General features: G+C 40.5%; 13 protein-coding genes, 1 tRNA gene and 1 other RNA gene. 12 read left to right on the plus strand and 3 right to left on the minus strand.

All coding sequences use genetic code 11. The features are described 5' to 3' along the window. Window positions 1-92 precede the first annotated feature (92 nt). From ABD930_RS08150 to ABD930_RS08160, 3 genes are all read left to right on the plus strand, one after another. A tRNA-Cys gene (locus tag ABD930_RS08150) sits at window positions 93-163 on the plus strand. 28 nt (window positions 164-191) lie between these two features. Then, on the plus strand, window positions 192-371 hold the full coding sequence (locus ABD930_RS08155; RefSeq protein ID WP_345231223.1) for a spore protein: 180 nt from the start codon (window positions 192-194) through the stop codon (window positions 369-371). A gap of 77 nt (window positions 372-448) precedes the next feature. Beyond that, entirely contained in the window at window positions 449-982 is a 534-nt protein-coding gene (locus tag ABD930_RS08160; protein WP_345231224.1) for an RNA methyltransferase, read from the plus strand. Window positions 983-1,060: 78 nt separating this feature from the next. Here the strand turns inward: ABD930_RS08160 and ABD930_RS08165 are convergent, their stop codons facing one another. Both ABD930_RS08165 and gltB read right to left on the minus strand, forming a co-directional pair. Beyond that, a complete protein-coding gene (locus ABD930_RS08165) occupies window positions 1,061-2,530 on the minus strand; it encodes a glutamate synthase subunit beta (protein ID WP_345231225.1) in 1,470 nt (489 codons plus the stop codon). Window positions 2,531-2,549: 19 nt separating this feature from the next. Next, a complete protein-coding gene (gene gltB, locus ABD930_RS08170; RefSeq protein WP_345231226.1) occupies window positions 2,550-7,064 on the minus strand; it encodes a glutamate synthase large subunit in 4,515 nt (1,504 codons plus the stop codon). A gap of 307 nt (window positions 7,065-7,371) precedes the next feature. Between gltB and ffs the strand changes: the two genes are divergently transcribed. The 7 genes from ffs (at window position 7,372) to purE (ending at window position 12,430) form a co-directional block, all read left to right on the plus strand. Further along, window positions 7,372-7,470: signal recognition particle sRNA small type (gene ffs, locus ABD930_RS08175), an RNA gene on the plus strand. A gap of 222 nt (window positions 7,471-7,692) precedes the next feature. Beyond that, on the plus strand, window positions 7,693-8,352 hold the full coding sequence (fsa, locus tag ABD930_RS08180; RefSeq protein ID WP_345231227.1) for a fructose-6-phosphate aldolase: 660 nt from the start codon (window positions 7,693-7,695) through the stop codon (window positions 8,350-8,352). Window positions 8,353-8,583: 231 nt separating this feature from the next. Continuing rightward, window positions 8,584-9,561 carry a YpdA family putative bacillithiol disulfide reductase gene (locus ABD930_RS08185; RefSeq protein WP_345231228.1) on the plus strand — a complete coding sequence of 326 codons (978 nt, stop codon included), beginning with the start codon at window positions 8,584-8,586 and terminating at the stop codon, window positions 9,559-9,561. Window positions 9,562-9,616: 55 nt separating this feature from the next. Then, window positions 9,617-10,210, plus strand: coding sequence for an NADH-quinone oxidoreductase subunit A (locus ABD930_RS08190; protein WP_345231229.1), 594 nt, complete (start codon window positions 9,617-9,619; stop codon window positions 10,208-10,210). Between the two features lie 2 nt (window positions 10,211-10,212). Next, window positions 10,213-10,725 (plus strand): NADH-quinone oxidoreductase subunit B, encoded by a 513-nt coding sequence (locus tag ABD930_RS08195; RefSeq protein ID WP_345231230.1) that lies wholly within the window; start codon window positions 10,213-10,215, stop codon window positions 10,723-10,725. Between the two features lie 32 nt (window positions 10,726-10,757). Beyond that, the gene (locus ABD930_RS08200; RefSeq protein ID WP_345231231.1) at window positions 10,758-11,900 is read left to right on the plus strand and encodes a 5-(carboxyamino)imidazole ribonucleotide synthase; all 1,143 of its coding nucleotides are present in this window, start codon (window positions 10,758-10,760) and stop codon (window positions 11,898-11,900) included. A gap of 20 nt (window positions 11,901-11,920) precedes the next feature. After that, window positions 11,921-12,430 carry a 5-(carboxyamino)imidazole ribonucleotide mutase gene (purE, locus tag ABD930_RS08205; protein ID WP_345231232.1) on the plus strand — a complete coding sequence of 170 codons (510 nt, stop codon included), beginning with the start codon at window positions 11,921-11,923 and terminating at the stop codon, window positions 12,428-12,430. On the opposite strand, the gene ABD930_RS08210 is transcribed toward purE, so the two are convergent. Beyond that, a complete protein-coding gene (locus ABD930_RS08210) occupies window positions 12,427-14,142 on the minus strand; it encodes an IlvD/Edd family dehydratase (protein WP_345231233.1) in 1,716 nt (571 codons plus the stop codon). The genes purE and ABD930_RS08210 overlap by 4 nt on opposite strands. A gap of 155 nt (window positions 14,143-14,297) precedes the next feature. Between ABD930_RS08210 and ABD930_RS08215 the strand changes: the two genes are divergently transcribed. Both ABD930_RS08215 and mnmA read left to right on the plus strand, forming a co-directional pair. Next, on the plus strand, window positions 14,298-15,074 hold the full coding sequence (locus tag ABD930_RS08215) for an SDR family NAD(P)-dependent oxidoreductase (RefSeq protein ID WP_345231234.1): 777 nt from the start codon (window positions 14,298-14,300) through the stop codon (window positions 15,072-15,074). A gap of 75 nt (window positions 15,075-15,149) precedes the next feature. Next, window positions 15,150-16,238, plus strand: coding sequence for a tRNA 2-thiouridine(34) synthase MnmA (gene mnmA / locus ABD930_RS08220; protein ID WP_345231235.1), 1,089 nt, complete (start codon window positions 15,150-15,152; stop codon window positions 16,236-16,238). Window positions 16,239-16,427 lie beyond the last annotated feature (189 nt).

Consider the following 16,427-nt stretch of genomic DNA (forward strand, 5'->3'; position numbering starts at 1 on the left):
TATAGCCATAAATGCTCCCTATATAAAAATTTAAAAAAATTAGTAAAGAAAGATTATTTTACTATTTTTGCAAGCCTTAACAGGGAAAGAAGGGTCGGATGGCCGAGTGGCTAGGCTGAGCTCTGCAAAAGCTCCTACAGCGGTTCGAATCCGCTTCCGACCTCAACAAAGATTGATAAAAGTATAAAGCCATGGGAGTAACACGCTTAAAAAGAAAAGATAGAAGAAATAAGACCGTAGCTCGTTTAGAGGTGCAATTCTTAAAACTTGGTCGTAATATCGAAATAGGAAGCAGATCTAAAGAGCCAAAAAATAGCCAAATTGCTAAGAACAACGCTATTTTAGATCAAGTTTCTGCCGCTAGCAAGTAAGCTATCGTTAAAATATTTTTGACAAAGACCTGAAGTTCAGGTCTTTTTTTATTTACCACTTGTCCATAAAACTTATTATGCGCAAATTAACCATGGACGAACTGGCACGTCCCAGTATCAATGAATTCAAACAGCAAGAGAAGTTACCCATCACCATTGTTTTAGATAATGTTAGAAGCCTACATAATGTAGGATCTATTTTTAGGACAGCCGACGGATTTGCTGTCAACCATATCATACTTTGCGGCATAACCGGAACTCCACCTCATCGGGATATTGAAAAAACAGCACTCGGCGCAACACAATCCATTAACTGGTCATACGTTTCGACAATTAAAGAAGCTATCACGCAATTAAAAAGCGAAGGAAAAAAAATAATAGCCATCGAACAAGCAGAAGGGAGCACATTGCTGCATCAATTTGAACCCAAAACCGTTGAATCGTATGCTTTAATTTTTGGAAACGAAGTTCATGGCGTTTCAGAAGAAGCCATGCATTTAATTGATACGTGTATTGAAATCCCACAATTTGGCACCAAACACTCCTTTAATATTGTTATTGCTGCTGGAATTGTATTATGGGATTTTTATGCCAAACTAAGATTAAACTAAAAGCGGCACCTCCGATTAGGAAATGCCGTTAAAAGTATGAAGGTTTTGTCTTTTTTACCTTTTAATTTTTACTTAGTGTTAAAAAGCATACGCTGCGATGCTATCTTTACTTTCAAGCACGGAATGGCCCATTAAATATTCATCCACTTTTTTGGCACATTCCCTACCTTCAGAAATTGCCCAGACAACCAACGACTGTCCTCTACGCATATCACCAGCAACGAAAACATTGTCAACAGTTGTTTTATAACTTCCTTCTGCAGCATTTACATTACCCCGTGCATCCAAACCAACACCAAGTTGTTTTAATAGTCCTTCATGTTGCGGATGCAAAAATCCCATAGCCAATAAAGCCAGTTCGCAAGGCATCTCACGTTCTGAGTTGGGAACTTCAGTAAATTTAACTGGACGTCCTAGAGCATCTGTTTCCCAAGCCAAATCAACCACTAATGCACTTTTTAAATTTCCTTGATCATCACCAATAAAGGCCTTTGTATTAATACTCCAAAATCGTTGACAACCTTCTTCATGAGAAGTAGTTGTTTTCAACAACATCGGATATGTCGGCCAGGGCATTGCATCTGTACGCTGGCCTGGAGGTTTTGGCATGAGCTCAAATTGCGTTACGGTTTTTGCTTTATGCCTATTGGATGTTCCTACACAGTCTGATCCCGTGTCACCTCCGCCAATAACCAATACATTTTTACCTGTAGCTAGAATGGCTTCTTCCTGGAAAGGTGAAGAACCAACCCGCTTATTTTGCTGTTTCAAAAATTCCATTGCAAAATAAACTCCTTTAAGTTCTCTGCCCGGGATATTTAAATTTCGGGGAATCGTTGAGCCACCTGCTAATACAATAGCATCAAAAGCTTTAAGCTCGGTTACTGGAACATTTACACCCACTTCTGCATTACACTTAAAAACCACACCTTCTTGTCGCATTAAATCAATACGCCGATCAATGACCCATTTCTCCAATTTAAAATCTGGGATGCCATAACGTAATAAGCCGCCTGGTTTGTCATCCCGCTCGTATACCGTTACATCATGTCCAGCCTTACTTAACTGTGCGGCTGCCGCAAGTCCAGCAGGACCGGAACCGATAACTGCTACGGATTTCCCAGTTTTTACCGTTACAGGTTTAGCCTTTGCGAATCCCTTTTGATAAGCAATTTCAGCAATATGTTTCTCAATCTCTTCTATCGCAACTGGAGAACGATTGATACCAAGCACACAAGCAGATTCACAAGGTGCCGGACAAATACGCCCGGTAAACTCAGGAAAATTGTTGGTAGAAGACAAGATCTCGTAGGCCTCCTCCCATTTACCATCGTATACTGCGTCATTAAATTCTGGAATCACATTTCCGAGTGGACAACCTGAATGACAAAACGGAATACCACAATTCATACAACGCGCTGCCTGTGTATTTAATTCTTCTTCACTAAAGCTGTGAACAAATTCGTTATAATTCTTTAGCCGCTCTTGGGGAGCATCTTTCGCGGGGAGCTTTCTTTCGAACTCTTTAAACCCTGTTACTTTTCCCATTTCTCTTACCTAATAATAATTATGCCTCAACTAATTTCGCTTGTAGAACGCGTTTATATTCTTTCGGGAATACTTTCACGAATAATCCCCGTTCACTTTTCCAATTGCTTAATATATGGGTAGCTAATTTGCTATTAGTCAAATTAATATGCCGTTTTAATAAGCTGGTTATTTGCGTTTCATCTTCTGTATCCAGCGGATCTAAATCTACCATCTCCAAGTTGCAATGCTCCTTAAACGTACCCTTGGTATCGTATACCCAAGCAATCCCTCCACTCATACCTGCGGCAAAATTTCTACCAGTTTCTCCTAGGATTAACGCCCGACCACCAGTCATGTATTCACAACCATGATCACCTACACCTTCCACTACAGTAGTAGCGCCAGAATTTCGTACCGCGAAACGTTCTCCCGCTTGTCCACAAACAAATAAGTGGCCTGACGTAGCGCCGTATAAAGCAACATTGCCAATAATAATATTTTCTTGCGGGATTAATTGGCTATTTTCTGCAGGATAAATTGCAAGCTGTGCACCAGACAATCCTTTGCCTACATAATCGTTAGCTTCACCTTCCAACTCAAACGAAAGTCCTTTTGCCGCAAAAGCACCGAAACTTTGGCCAGCTGACCCAATAAATTTGAAGTTAATCGTATTGTCAGGTAAACCTTCAGATCCGTAAATTTTTGACACCTCATTGGAAAGAAGAGTGCCAATCGTACGGTCTGTATTTTTAACATGAAAAGTACCGAATACCGGAGTTTTACTTTCCAGCGCTTTAGCCGCTTGTTTCAACATGCCCCAATCTAAGATCATATCCATACCGTGATCCTGCGATTCCGTTTGATATAAGCTTTTACCAGAAGGATTTTGAGGAGCGTATAAAATGCCTGACAAGTCGAGTTTGTTTACCTTCCAATGGTTAATATCCTCGCGCACCTTAAGAAATTGTGTCCGTCCTACCATATCGTTTATGGTTTTAAAACCTAGACTGGCCATAATTTCCCGCAATTCTTCTGCTAGGAAGCGAAATAAGTAAACAATATCTTCAGGTTTACCGGTAAATAATTTACGTAATTCCGGATCTTGCGTAGCGACGCCAACCGGACAAGTATTTAAATGACACTTACGCATCATGATACATCCACCAGCCACAAGGGCAGCAGTTGCAACGCCCCACTCTTCTGCTCCAAGAAGGGCCGCAATAGCTAAATCCCTTCCCGTCTTTAATTGCCCATCCGTTTGTAGGACTACCCGACTACGTAATTGATTTTTCACTAAGGTTTGCTGCGCCTCTGCTAAACCAAGTTCCCAAGGTAAACCAGCATGTTTAATAGAACTAATCGGTGAAGCGCCCGTACCGCCATCATAACCAGCAATCAAAATGACATCTGCGTGTGCTTTGGCAACCCCAGCGGCAATAGTTCCTACGCCAGCTTTGGATACTAATTTCACATTAATGCGTGCATTACGATTCGCATTCTTTAAGTCAAAAATTAACTGCTTTAAATCTTCAATAGAATAAATATCGTGATGTGGTGGTGGAGAAATTAGTCCTACGCCAGGTGTAGCATGTCTAACCCTTGCAATCCATTCGTCCACTTTATGGCCAGGTAATTGTCCACCTTCCCCTGGTTTAGCACCTTGCGCCATTTTAATCTGCAATTCATCTGCCTGAGTTAAATAATTTGAGGTTACGCCAAATCGGGCAGAAGCAATTTGTTTAATGGCTGATCGCATGGAATCACCATTCGGCAGCGGTTTATAACGGATTTCGTCTTCACCACCTTCTCCAGTATTACTTTTTCCACCGATTCTGTTCATCGCAATAGCCAAGGTACTGTGTGCTTCATGAGAGATCGAGCCAAAAGACATCGCTCCGGTAGCAAAGCGCTTCATGATATTTTCCGCAGGCTCTACTTCTTCAATCGGAATAGGTGAACGGTGTTTTGCGAAGTCAAAAAGCCCTCGTAAAGTATACATCCGCTCTTTCTGGTTATTGATGTGGGATGCATATTGTTTATATACTTCATAATTACCTGTCCGACAAGCTTGTTGTAACAAATGCACGGTAGAGGGATTGAATAAATGGGCTTCCCCTCTTCTACGCCATTGATATAATCCTCCTTCTGGCAGTAAATTAGTTTTCTTCTCGTTATTGAAGCCACGATGGTGTTTGCTCAAAACCTCACGTGCAATATCATCAAGCCCTAGCCCTCCAATACGCGAAACAGCACCACAGAAATACTTGTCTACTACGTCTTTATGAATACCCAATACTTCAAATATTTGAGCACCATTATACGATTGCAAGGTAGAAATTCCCATTTTAGAGAAAATCTTTAACAATCCGCCACAAACAGCCTTCACATAATTCTTAGATAGCTCAGGCCAAGTAAGTGTAGTATCTATCACGCCCTCTTCTTTCAGCGTGCGAATAGAGGCAAGTGCTAAATATGGATTAATGGCAGTAGCTCCAAAAGCTAATAGGCAAGCAAAATGATGAACTTCCCACACATCACCAGCTTCGACAACTAGCCCTACGGCGCCACGATACCCCGTTTTAATTAAATGGTGATGCACGGCAGATACCGCTAAAAGTGACGGAATAGCCGCATGTTGTGAATCAATTGCCCGATCAGATAAAATTAATACTTCGAAACCATCTTTTACTGCATCTTCAGCATATCGGCACAGACGAGCCAAACCATCCTCCAAAGAACCTTCTTTTCCATCAGCTTTAAAATACGTTTGCAAGGTTTTTGCCTGGAATATACCGGTATCGATACTCCGTAATTTTTCGAGGTCTCTACTGGTAACGATTGGATGTTCCAATGCCACGCAATGGCAATGCATTTTATCTTCGTCCAAAATATTACCTGAGTTGCCGATAAAAGTAGATAAACTCATTACTAATCGTTCCCGAATAGGATCAATTGGTGGGTTGGTTACTTGTGCAAAATATTGTTTAAAATAACTGCTCAAATGTTGTGGGTGCTCTGAAAGTACGGCCAGCGGAACGTCTGTTCCCATTGATCCGATAGGTTCTTTCCCTTCTAAAGCCATTGGAGTTAAAATTCCTTCGACATCTTCCCTAGAATAACCAAACGTTTGCTGATACTTAAATACCGATTCTTTTGAAAGATACGTAAACGTAACCCTTGGATCAGCTAGATCCTTAATATGGATCTTATATTTTTCCAACCATTCTCCGTAAGGTTGTTTATTCGCTAATTCATGTTTAATAGCAACATCACTTAAAATCTCCCCCTTATCCATATCCACTAAAAATATTTTCCCTGGCTGCTGGCGCCCCTTTTGAACTATGGTCCCCTCATCTATCGGTAAGGCACCTGCTTCCGATGCCACAACAACGCGATTATCGTTGGTAACCGCAAAGCGAAGCGGACGTAAACCATTCCGATCGAGCATAGCGCCAATGGTATTACCATCAGTAAAACATAGAGCAGCAGGTCCATCCCAAGGTTCCATAATTGTTGCGTGGTACTCATAAAAGGCTTTACGCAATGGATCCATGGAAGTATTTCCATCCCATGCTTCGGGTACCAACATCAGCATAACGTGGGGTAGTGTGCGCCCGCTATGTAAAAGCAACTCCACCACATTGTCTAACGAAGCTGAATCAGATAGCCCTGGATCAACTACTGGCAGCAGGATATCCAATTCTTCATCCGTAAAATAAGGAGAAGAGATAGACCGTAAACCAGCATAAAAGCGATTTAAATTACCTGTTAAGGTATTTATTTCACCATTATGCGCGACAATACGAAAAGGTTGAGCCAATTTCCAGGAAGGAAAAGTATTAGTAGAAAAACGGGAATGCACCAAGCCAAAGGCGGATACTACCCGTTCATCAGACAAATCGTTATAATAAGACCGTACCTGATAAGTAGTTAACTGCCCTTTATAAATAAGGGTTTTACTCGAAAGCGAGGGAACATAAAATTGCTCTTTAGCTTCTGGTAGTTCTTCTTTAATTTTCTTTACAAGTAAGCGACGAAGAACAAAGAGTTTCCGATCGAAATCTTCCGTATTGCGAATTCCTCTTGGTCGCTCTAGAAAAAACTGAATAATGGTAGGTTCAGCACTAAGTGCAGTAACTCCTACCCCATCAGGTGTTACCGGAACATTCCGAATACCTAGAAAGCGAAGGTTTAACTGTGCTGATGCATCCTTTATGAGTTGAATGCACTTTTCATTCAGCACCTTTTCCTTAGGTAAAAAAGTCATTCCTACACCATAGTAACCCGGTTCACCTAAACGGATATCCAGTTTACTACACTCTTCCCATAAAAACTCATGGGGAATTTGAATCATAATACCAGCACCATCGCCACTCTCTTCATCACATCCACAAGCACCCCTGTGCTCCATGTTTTCCAACATCGTCAAGGCGTCTTGAACCTGCCGATGACTTTTTACTCCTTTTAAATGAGCCACAAACCCTACACCGCACGCATCATGCTCAAAATCAGAACGATATAATCCCTGTTCTTCCATATCTTCAACTCTCATTGTTACAGCTTAGTTTAAATAGATTGCTAAAATAACATTATTACTCAACAATATTAAATTTTTATTACTTTTTTTGATAAAAGCTTGACGAAATATCTATAATAACATAATAACCTTAAAAATTTTGCAAACAAGACAAGTGTTATTCATTCGCTCTATAAATAGGGTATTTGTACTTTACCGATCAATCGGTTTTTCGCTCTAAACCGCCAATAGCTAAAAAATTAAACAGACTGATAGCCAATCTCCTATTATCAATTTTAAAAAAAGAGATTGCCTGTTTAAGTTTTTTTCCTACTTTTGCGCTGGGTAAGTCTTTTACGACCAGCTCCCTTTGAACTCCCCCAGGGTGGGAACACAGCAAGGGTAAAAGGTTGAGCGGTGCGATAAAAGGGGCTTGCCCTTTTTTTGTTTCCTACTCTTTGTTTATTTTCTACACCAAACTTTAAAATCCAATCCTCATGTTCATTGAAAAATTAAATTCTTCCTTTACTATAGGGTAGACTCGGTTTTATTTTTTCAAAAGCCTTGATTAATGAATTTTAGATATTCCCTATACTAAAGTAACAAATATTGGTTACTTTTGCGATAATCAAATCCAAAATACTTATTATTTATATTTAAACCAATGAAATTTTTTATAGATACGGCCAATCTGCAACAAATAAAAGAAGCACATGATTTAGGTGTTTTAGACGGCGTGACCACCAATCCTAGCCTGATGGCCAAAGAAGGAATTAGCGGTTATGAGCATGTAATTAATCACTATAAAGCGATATGCGCCATTGTAGATGGCCATGTTAGCGCAGAAGTAATCAGCACAGACTTTGACAACATCATCAAAGAAGGTCTTGAACTGGCGAAGTTAGACGACAAAATTGTCGTTAAAGTGCCCATGATTAAAGACGGTGTAAAAGCCATTAAATACTTCAGCAGCGAGGGAATAAAAACGAATTGCACCTTAGTATTTTCTGCCGGTCAGGCACTTTTAGCAGCCAAAGCAGGGGCTACTTACGTATCTCCTTTTATTGGTCGTCTAGACGATATTTCAACAGATGGCTTAAGTTTAATTGAAGATATCCGTTTAATTTATGACAACTATGCTTATGAAACTCAAATATTAGCGGCCTCTGTTCGTCATACCATGCATATTTTGGAATGTGCAAAAATTGGAGCTGATGTGATGACAGGTCCATTATCGGCTATCTTAGCCTTGTTGAAGCACCCGTTAACCGATAGCGGATTAGCTCAATTTTTAGCCGATCATGCGAAAGCTGCTGGTCAATAGATTTTGTAAATGATATGAAAAGAGGGTGTCTAAAAAGTCCACATCATCATTGCGAATCCAAGGAACGACTGTGTAGTAATTTGATGCTATCAAAAACGTAGATTATTCATGAGTATCTTACTTCTAAGGTATTCATGAACCCGCTACGTTCGGTTACTTTGTTATTTTTCCTCGTAATGAGGTGTTTTTTTCACAACGAGTATCTTTTTAAACATTCTCCATTTTTTTAATATGGATGTATTCGATATTATCATTGTAGGTGGTGGTCCTATAGGGCTTGCTTGCGGGATCGAAGCGGAAAAAGCAGGTCTAAATTACCAGATTCTGGAAAAAGGCTGTTTGGTTAATTCACTCTTCAATTACCCCCAGCATATGACTTTCTTTTCAACCTCAGAGAAACTGGAAATTGGTGATGTTCCCTTTGTATCTATCAACCCCAAGCCAAAAAGACTGGAAGCGCTGGAATACTACCGCCGCGTACAACAACAGTTCAAGCTAAAGATCAATTTATTTGAAGAGGTACTGACCATCACAAAGGAAGGTGAAATTTTCACCATTCGTACCTCAAAGGACAGGGAATACAAGGCTGAGCATGTCATTATTGCTATTGGCTTTTATGATAAACCGAATCTAATGCATATCCCCGGTGAAGAGCTTCCCAAAGTACGACATTATTACAATGATCCGCACTACTATGCCAATCAAAAAGTAGTAGTTGTAGGTAGCAGCAATTCTTCTGTAGATGCAGCCCTAGAAACTTATCGAAAAGGTGCAGAAGTGACAATGGTAGTGAGAAAAGATGAAATCAGTTCACGAGTAAAGTATTGGGTACGCCCAGATATTGACAATCGTATTAAAGAAGGTAGTATCAAGGCTTATTTCAACAGTTGTCTAACCGCTATCGAAGAGGACAAGGTTCATATAAACACTCCCGACGGAAACATCTCTTTACCCAATGATTTCGTACTAGCGCTTACAGGTTACCAGCCTAATTTTGAATTCTTAAGAACGTTAGGACTCCATCTTTCGTGCGACGATTTGCTTATTCCAGAACATAATGAAGAAACGATGGAAACCAACATCGCGAAGCTATATTTGGCTGGTGTCGTATGTGGTGGCATGAATACACACCTATGGTTTATCGAGAATTCTAGAATTCACGCTAAACAAATTGTAACCCATATTCTTTCAGAAAAAAAGACAAGTTGACATACGAAACAGCTATCTTTTAATAAAACTGTTATTTTTTTATTATTTTTGGAGTATGGAAGAAGGCTCGCAAATTACGGAATTTGGTAAGGTTTTTATTTATTTAAGTATTGGGACACTTTTGGTTCTACTCACCTTATTCTTAGGCAAGTTTTTATCCCCCAAAAAACCAACAGCAGCTAAGCTCAGCACCTACGAGTGTGGTGAAGTTGTTCAAGGGAGCTCATGGGTTCAATTTAACGCTAGATTTTACGTTATTGCGCTTGTATTCCTGCTATTTGATGTAGAAATGGCTTTTATATTTCCGTGGACAACCATTTTTGGTTCTTCGGAATTGATACATGCAGATGATAGATGGGGCTGGTATACCCTCGCAGAAATGTTTATTTTTATTGGTATTCTGCTCATTGGACTAGTTTATGTTTGGAGAAAAGGTGACTTAGAATGGATAAAACCTACTCCTAAAATTCCGGTGCTGCACACAACTGTTCCGCGAGCGGTTTATGAAAAAAACAACACCATAACGTATAAGATCAGGCCTTTCGGCACCATTCCAACAACGGTAAAAGAAGAAGTGCCAACGCGTCATGAACCTGCATCAAGCGCACCTAAACCGGCTTTCAAGCCAAAATTTAGCAAGAAAGGTTAATCATGGACAACAGTAAACAAACAGCAGATACGGGAATTATTATTGCCAAGCTTGACGATCTCTTAAATTGGGCACGCCTGTCTTCCATGTGGCCAGTAAGTTTTGGTATCGCTTGTTGTGCTATTGAAATGATGGGCGCAATGGCTGCAACATATGACTTGGATAGATATGGTGTCTTTCCAAGAGCATCCCCTAGGCAGGCGGATGTTATTATTATTGCAGGCACCGTTACCTTTAAAATGGCTGATCGAATCAAATTATTATACGAACAAATGCCTGATCCTAAATACGTTATATCAATGGGTTCTTGTTCCAATTGTGGAGGTCCTTATTGGCAACATGGCTATCATGTTGTGAAGGGGGTTGACAAGATTATCCCAGTAGACGTGTATGTACAAGGCTGTCCGCCAAGGCCAGAAGCATTAATAGGTGCTTTCTTAGAGCTTCAGAAAAAGATTAGCACAGAAAAAAATGAGTTTAACAACACCTTTAAAACAAAAGCAGCAATTAGTTAAGCAGCGCTTAGGCACTCTTAACTAACACCATTATGGAAAAAGACTTTTATGGCGATCTACGCTTAGGAATTCTTGGAGGAGGTCAATTAGGCCGTATGCTTATCCAAGAAGCAATTAATCTCAATATCAGTGTATCCGTATTAGACCCGGATATGGATGCACCATGTAAAAAGCTATGCGACAAATTTGAAACCGGATCTTTAACAGATTTTGAAACCGTTTATAAGTTTGGAAAGCAGGTAGATATGCTGACCATCGAAATTGAAAAAGTAAATGTAGATGCACTGGAAAAACTAGAAGAAGAAGGGGTTATCGTTTATCCTCAGGCTCGCGTTATTCGGTTGATACAAGACAAAGGCCTACAAAAGCAGTTTTTCAAACAAAACGATATTCCTACTGCATCATTTCAATTAATTTCATCTAAGGAAAATTTAAAAGATGCACACATTCCCCTTCCTTTTATACAAAAGCTAAGAAAAGACGGATACGACGGCAGAGGTGTACGAAAAATCGTTGAAGAAAGTGATTTTACGACAGCTTTCGACGCCCCCAGTATCATTGAAGAGTGGATACCGTTTGAAAAGGAAATAGCTGTCATTGTCGCAAGGAATGATGATGGAAACGTTGCTGTATTCCCCCTTGTGGAAATGGAATTTAATCCACACGCTAATTTGGTAGAATTTCTTATTTCTCCTTCGATTTTACCTTTTGAAGTACAACAACAAGCTGAACAATTAGCAATCAAAATAGCGGAAGATTTACAGATTGTTGGTTTACTAGCTGTAGAAATGTTTTTAACACCAGAAGGAAAAATATTGGTCAATGAATTAGCTCCAAGACCGCATAACAGTGGCCATCATACTATCGAAGGCAATTTCACTTCACAATTTGCTCAACATCTAAGGGCCATATTCAATCTACCCTTGGGAGACACAGCTGCCCGAAGCAATGCGGTTATGATTAATCTTTTAGGTGAAAAAAACTATGAAGGTTTAGCCGTTTATGAAGGTTTAGAAGAAGTTTTGACCGAACATGGTGTATACATTCACTTATATGGAAAAAAATTCACCAAACCTTTCCGTAAAATGGGCCATGTAACCGTTGTACATGAAGACCGGGATAAAGCTATCGAAATTGCAAAAAATATCCAGCAAACTATTAAAGTCATTGCTTAGAATTTAAAATTTTCACCGTTATGCATGCAAATCAATTTCCCGCTGTAGGAATTATTATGGGAAGCAAATCAGATCTTCCTGTAATGGAGGATGCGATTAGGATTCTGAAGGAACTTGGAGTATCCATAGAAGTTTCGATCGTTTCTGCACACAGAACGCCAGAACGTATGTTTGAATATGCTAAATCTGCGGCAGCCAGAGGATTAAAAGTAATCATCGCTGGTGCAGGAGGAGCAGCCCACTTACCCGGTATGGTTGCATCCATCACTCATTTACCTGTTATTGGCGTTCCTGTAAAGTCGTCCAATTCTATTGATGGATGGGATTCCATCCTTTCCATTTTACAAATGCCGAACGGCATACCGGTAGCCACTGTGGCGTTAAATGCTGCTAAAAATGCGGGATTATTAGCTGCCCAAATATTAGCTACTGCAGACGAGCAGCTCGCACAAAATATCTTAAACTTCAAACAAGAGCTTAAGAATAAGATTGAACAAACAGCGGAAGAAGTCGAAAAAATGGATTTTTAATGAGAATCCCTGGGCACATCATTTCCCGATCCTCCACGTAGAAAATCTAAATCAGCTCCTAAATGTGCCTGTTCTACATGTTTAATATATAATCCTACATAGCCTCTGTCGACTGATAGATGCAGCAAAGGCATATGTTGCCGGCGCTGTTCCAGCTCTTCATCACTTACCTCTAAATGAACAAGACGTTTTTTCACATCTACCGTAATATAATCCCCATTTTTCACATACGCTAAAGGCCCTCCGGCCGCAGCTTCTGGTGATACATGCAGTATAACGGTACCAAAACCCGTACCGCTCATCCGACCATCCGAGATCCGCACCATATCGGTAATTCCCTTTTCCAAAATCTTTTTCGGTAAAGCCATATTCCCTACTTCTGCCATACCTGGATAACCTTTTGGCCCCACATTCTTTAATACGAGTACCGAATTTTCATCTACATCCAGATCAGGTAAATCAATTCGTGCATGATAATCTTCAATTGTCTCAAAGACAACGGCCTTACCCCGATGGGTCATTAAATGCGGGCTTGCAGCAGACGGCTTTATTACAGCACCATGGGGGGCCAGATTTCCTTTTAATACCGCTATCCCCGATTCAGGCTTAAAAGGTTTGTCAATAGATGCAATGATATTTGTATCATATATAGAGGCCTTTTCACTATTGGTACCGATAGCGAAACCATTAGCAGTTTTAGCGGTCAGATGCAGGTATTGTTTCAGTTCATTGACAACCGCCGGAATTCCACCTGCATAATATAAATCTTCCACATAAAATGCTCCAGAAGGCTGTATATTCGCCAATAGGGGAATGTGCTGCGAAAGTTGATCGAAATCATCTAGTGTCAAATCGATGCCTAATCGGCCAGCAATAGCCAAAAGGTGGATCACAAAATTAGTAGACCCTCCTATCGCAGCATTTACCATGATGGCATTTTCAAAAGCTTCTCTTGTCAGAATATCGCTCGGTTTTAAATCGTCCTCCACCATCTCTACAATACGACGGCCAGACAGTTGGGCCAATACCTTTCGTCGGGAATCTGCCGCAGGTATCGTTGCATTATTTGGCAAACTCATACCAAGAGCCTCAACCATGGTAGCCATAGTCGCTGCCGTTCCCATGACAGCACAGTTCCCCTGGGTTCTGGCCATGCATGCCTCAGCATCAATAAACTCCTCTTCCGTTATTTCACCCAATTTAAAAGCTGCATCGAAACGCCAAACATCAGAAGTACCAATGTCCATTCCTCTCCAGTGCCCTTTTAACATAGGTCCGCCTGAAACGACAATTGTTGGAATATCTACACTGCAAGCGCCCATTAACAATGAAGGTGTTGTTTTATCGCAACCGCAGAGCAAAACAACGCCATCCAATGGATTAGCCCTAATTGATTCTTCTACATCCATGCTGGCCAGATTTCGGTAGAGCATCGCCGTTGGTTTGATGAGTGTCTCCCCCAATGACATTACCGGAAATTCAACCGGAAAACCTCCAGCCTGCAAAACCCCTTTTTTAACCGATTCTGCTAAATCCCTAAAATGTGCATTACATGGCGTTAGCTCAGACCATGTATTGCAAATGCCGATTACAGGCCTACCATCAAACATATCATGGGGAATGCCCTGATTTTTCATCCAAGCTCGATAAATAAATCCTTCTTTACCTTCTCGGGAAAACCAAGCTTTACTTCTTCTTTCTTTTTTTTGCATGGATTTTAGGTTTGTTTATATCATATGTTTATTCCAACAAATTTAATTTTTTATTGTTCAGAAAATAAGTTATTGTTTATATTTTTTAAATCTGGATTCCGGTCGGGTGTTAAAGCGAAGAGACGTTACAAATACGGGATTAAATTAGGCATAACATGGATAAATTAAAAAACAAAGTTGCATTAATTACGGGATCAGATTCCGGTATTGGAAAAGCAATTGCCGAAGCATTTGCGGCGGAAGGCGCCCACATTATTGTTACCTACCACTCGGATGAAGAAAGCGCAAAAAAAGTAGTTGCAAAATTAAAAAGTTTCGGAGTTAAAGTGGCCGTGTATGCTTTAGACGTCGGCGATGAAGAAAGTGTACAAGAGGTCTTTGAGAAAGCAAGTAAACAATTGGGAAAAATAGATATCTTGGTCAGCAATGCAGGTGTTAATGGAAGTAATGTACCGGTAATAGACATGGATACTAAGGTGTTTGACCGATGTCTCAAGACGAATCTTTACGGTACCTTTTTTTGTTGTCGCGAATTTCTCCGCCTTCGGGCCGGAAACTATAGCGGTGTCAAAATTATCATCGTCAGTTCGATACATGAAGAAGTTTGCACAGCAGGAAACGCCGACTATAATGCTTCTAAAGGCGCACTTAAAAATTTCAGCAAAAGTCTGGCTTTAGAATTAGCACCTAAAGGCGTATGTGTAAACAATATAGCGCCTGGCATGATTCTTACCCGAATGAATCAGGAGGCGGTCGAAAATAAAGAAGTACGCCAGGAAAAAGAAGAACATATCCCGATGAAACGGGCAGGCAAGCCAGAAGAGTTGGGGCCATTGGCCGTTTATTTAGCCTCCTCTGAAAGCGATTACGTGACAGGTAGTACATTGACTATCGATGGTGCACTCAGCATAAACCTAGGACAAGGGGCCTAGAATTACAATCAGCTGACTACCTAGCAAAGGTATTCTTAAATTTTAGCCGTATCTTTGCGCCATTATTTAAAAGTTATGAGCAAGCACGGACGAATCTTAGTGGCTATGAGTGGCGGAGTTGACAGTTCCGTGGCCGCGGTTATGCTTCATGAACAAGGTTACGAAGTGATTGGATTAACCATGAAAACCTGGGATTATGCCTCCTCAGGGGGTTCTTCAAAAGAAACGGGATGTTGTAGTTTAGATAGCATCAATGATGCACGGGCTTTAGCTGTAGGCTATGGCTTTCCACATTATATTTTAGATATCCGGGATGAGTTTGGCGACTTTGTTATTGATAATTTTGTTGACGAATACTTGGCTGGGCGTACCCCCAACCCCTGTGTATTATGCAATACCCACATCAAATGGGAGGCACTGCTAAAACGGGCAGATAAACTAGATTGTGAATTCATCGCTACTGGACATTACGCCAATATCCGCTTACAGGATAATGGCCGTTATGTTATTTCCAAGGGGCTGGACGAACATAAAGATCAATCTTATGTACTATGGGGAGTATCACAAAAAAATCTGGCACGCACTAAATTTCCTTTGGGTAGTTTTACCAAAACAGCCATACGACAAATGGCGCTCGAAATGGGACAAGTCGAACTGGCGAACAAATCAGAAAGCTATGAAATCTGTTTTGTACCTGATAACGATTACCGGGCTTTCTTACGCCATCGGGTAGAAGACATTGATGAACAGATCGGTGAAGGTAATTTTATCTTATCCGATGGAACGGTTGTAGGAAAACATGCGGGTTATCCCTATTACACTATTGGACAACGAAAAGGCCTGGGTATTGCGCTCGGTCGACCTGTATTTGTGACTAAAATTTTGCCGGAAAGCAATACCGTTATGCTCGGTAACGAAGAGGAACTCAATCGGAATACAGCATATGTACGCAACTTCAACTTAGTTAAATATGCTAATTTAGAAACACCTATAGAAGCTGTCACCAAAATTAGGTATAAAGATGCAGGTATGCTGAGCCATATCGTGGAAGAAGAAGGAAAAATAAAAGTGGATTTTCATCATCACGTTAAAGGAATAGCTCCGGGGCAATCTGCCGTATTTTATGAAGGTAGTGATTTACTCGGTGGCGGATTTTTGATGTAGGCACCATTTCTAAAAAAAGTAATTATAGCCGTTGCCGAAAAGTCTTTGTAAAACTGCGTTTTTGATGTCACCAGATCGCTTCATCATCCTATTTGCTTTGTGTAATGACGGTAATTGGTCAATTTCTGGCTCGGGCTTTTTTATCAAAAAAAGGCACTAGCGGTTTGCTAAAACATGAATAAATCCCTT

The organism is Olivibacter ginsenosidimutans, from assembly GCF_039542865.1.
GTDB lineage: Bacteria > Bacteroidota > Bacteroidia > Sphingobacteriales > Sphingobacteriaceae > Olivibacter > Olivibacter ginsenosidimutans.

Bases quoted from the DNA above. Each gene is read 5' to 3' on its own strand.
- ABD930_RS08165 (WP_345231225.1), bottom strand. From the start codon at position 2,530: ATGGGAAAAGTAACAGGGTTTAAAGAGTTCGAAAGAAAGCTCCCCGCG.
- ABD930_RS08215 (WP_345231234.1), top strand. From the start codon at position 14,298: ATGGATAAATTAAAAAACAAAGTTGCATTAATTACGGGATCAGATTCC.
- ABD930_RS08200 (WP_345231231.1), top strand. From the start codon at position 10,758: ATGGAAAAAGACTTTTATGGCGATCTACGCTTAGGAATTCTTGGAGGA.
- fsa (WP_345231227.1), top strand. From the start codon at position 7,693: ATGAAATTTTTTATAGATACGGCCAATCTGCAACAAATAAAAGAAGCA.
- ABD930_RS08160 (WP_345231224.1), top strand. From the start codon at position 449: ATGCGCAAATTAACCATGGACGAACTGGCACGTCCCAGTATCAATGAA.
- ABD930_RS08210 (WP_345231233.1), bottom strand. From the start codon at position 14,142: ATGCAAAAAAAAGAAAGAAGAAGTAAAGCTTGGTTTTCCCGAGAAGGT.
- mnmA (WP_345231235.1), top strand. From the start codon at position 15,150: ATGAGCAAGCACGGACGAATCTTAGTGGCTATGAGTGGCGGAGTTGAC.
- gltB (WP_345231226.1), bottom strand. From the start codon at position 7,064: ATGAGAGTTGAAGATATGGAAGAACAGGGATTATATCGTTCTGATTTT.
- ABD930_RS08195 (WP_345231230.1), top strand. From the start codon at position 10,213: ATGGACAACAGTAAACAAACAGCAGATACGGGAATTATTATTGCCAAG.
- ABD930_RS08190 (WP_345231229.1), top strand. From the start codon at position 9,617: ATGGAAGAAGGCTCGCAAATTACGGAATTTGGTAAGGTTTTTATTTAT.
- ABD930_RS08185 (WP_345231228.1), top strand. From the start codon at position 8,584: ATGGATGTATTCGATATTATCATTGTAGGTGGTGGTCCTATAGGGCTT.
- purE (WP_345231232.1), top strand. From the start codon at position 11,921: ATGCATGCAAATCAATTTCCCGCTGTAGGAATTATTATGGGAAGCAAA.
- ABD930_RS08155 (WP_345231223.1), top strand. From the start codon at position 192: ATGGGAGTAACACGCTTAAAAAGAAAAGATAGAAGAAATAAGACCGTA.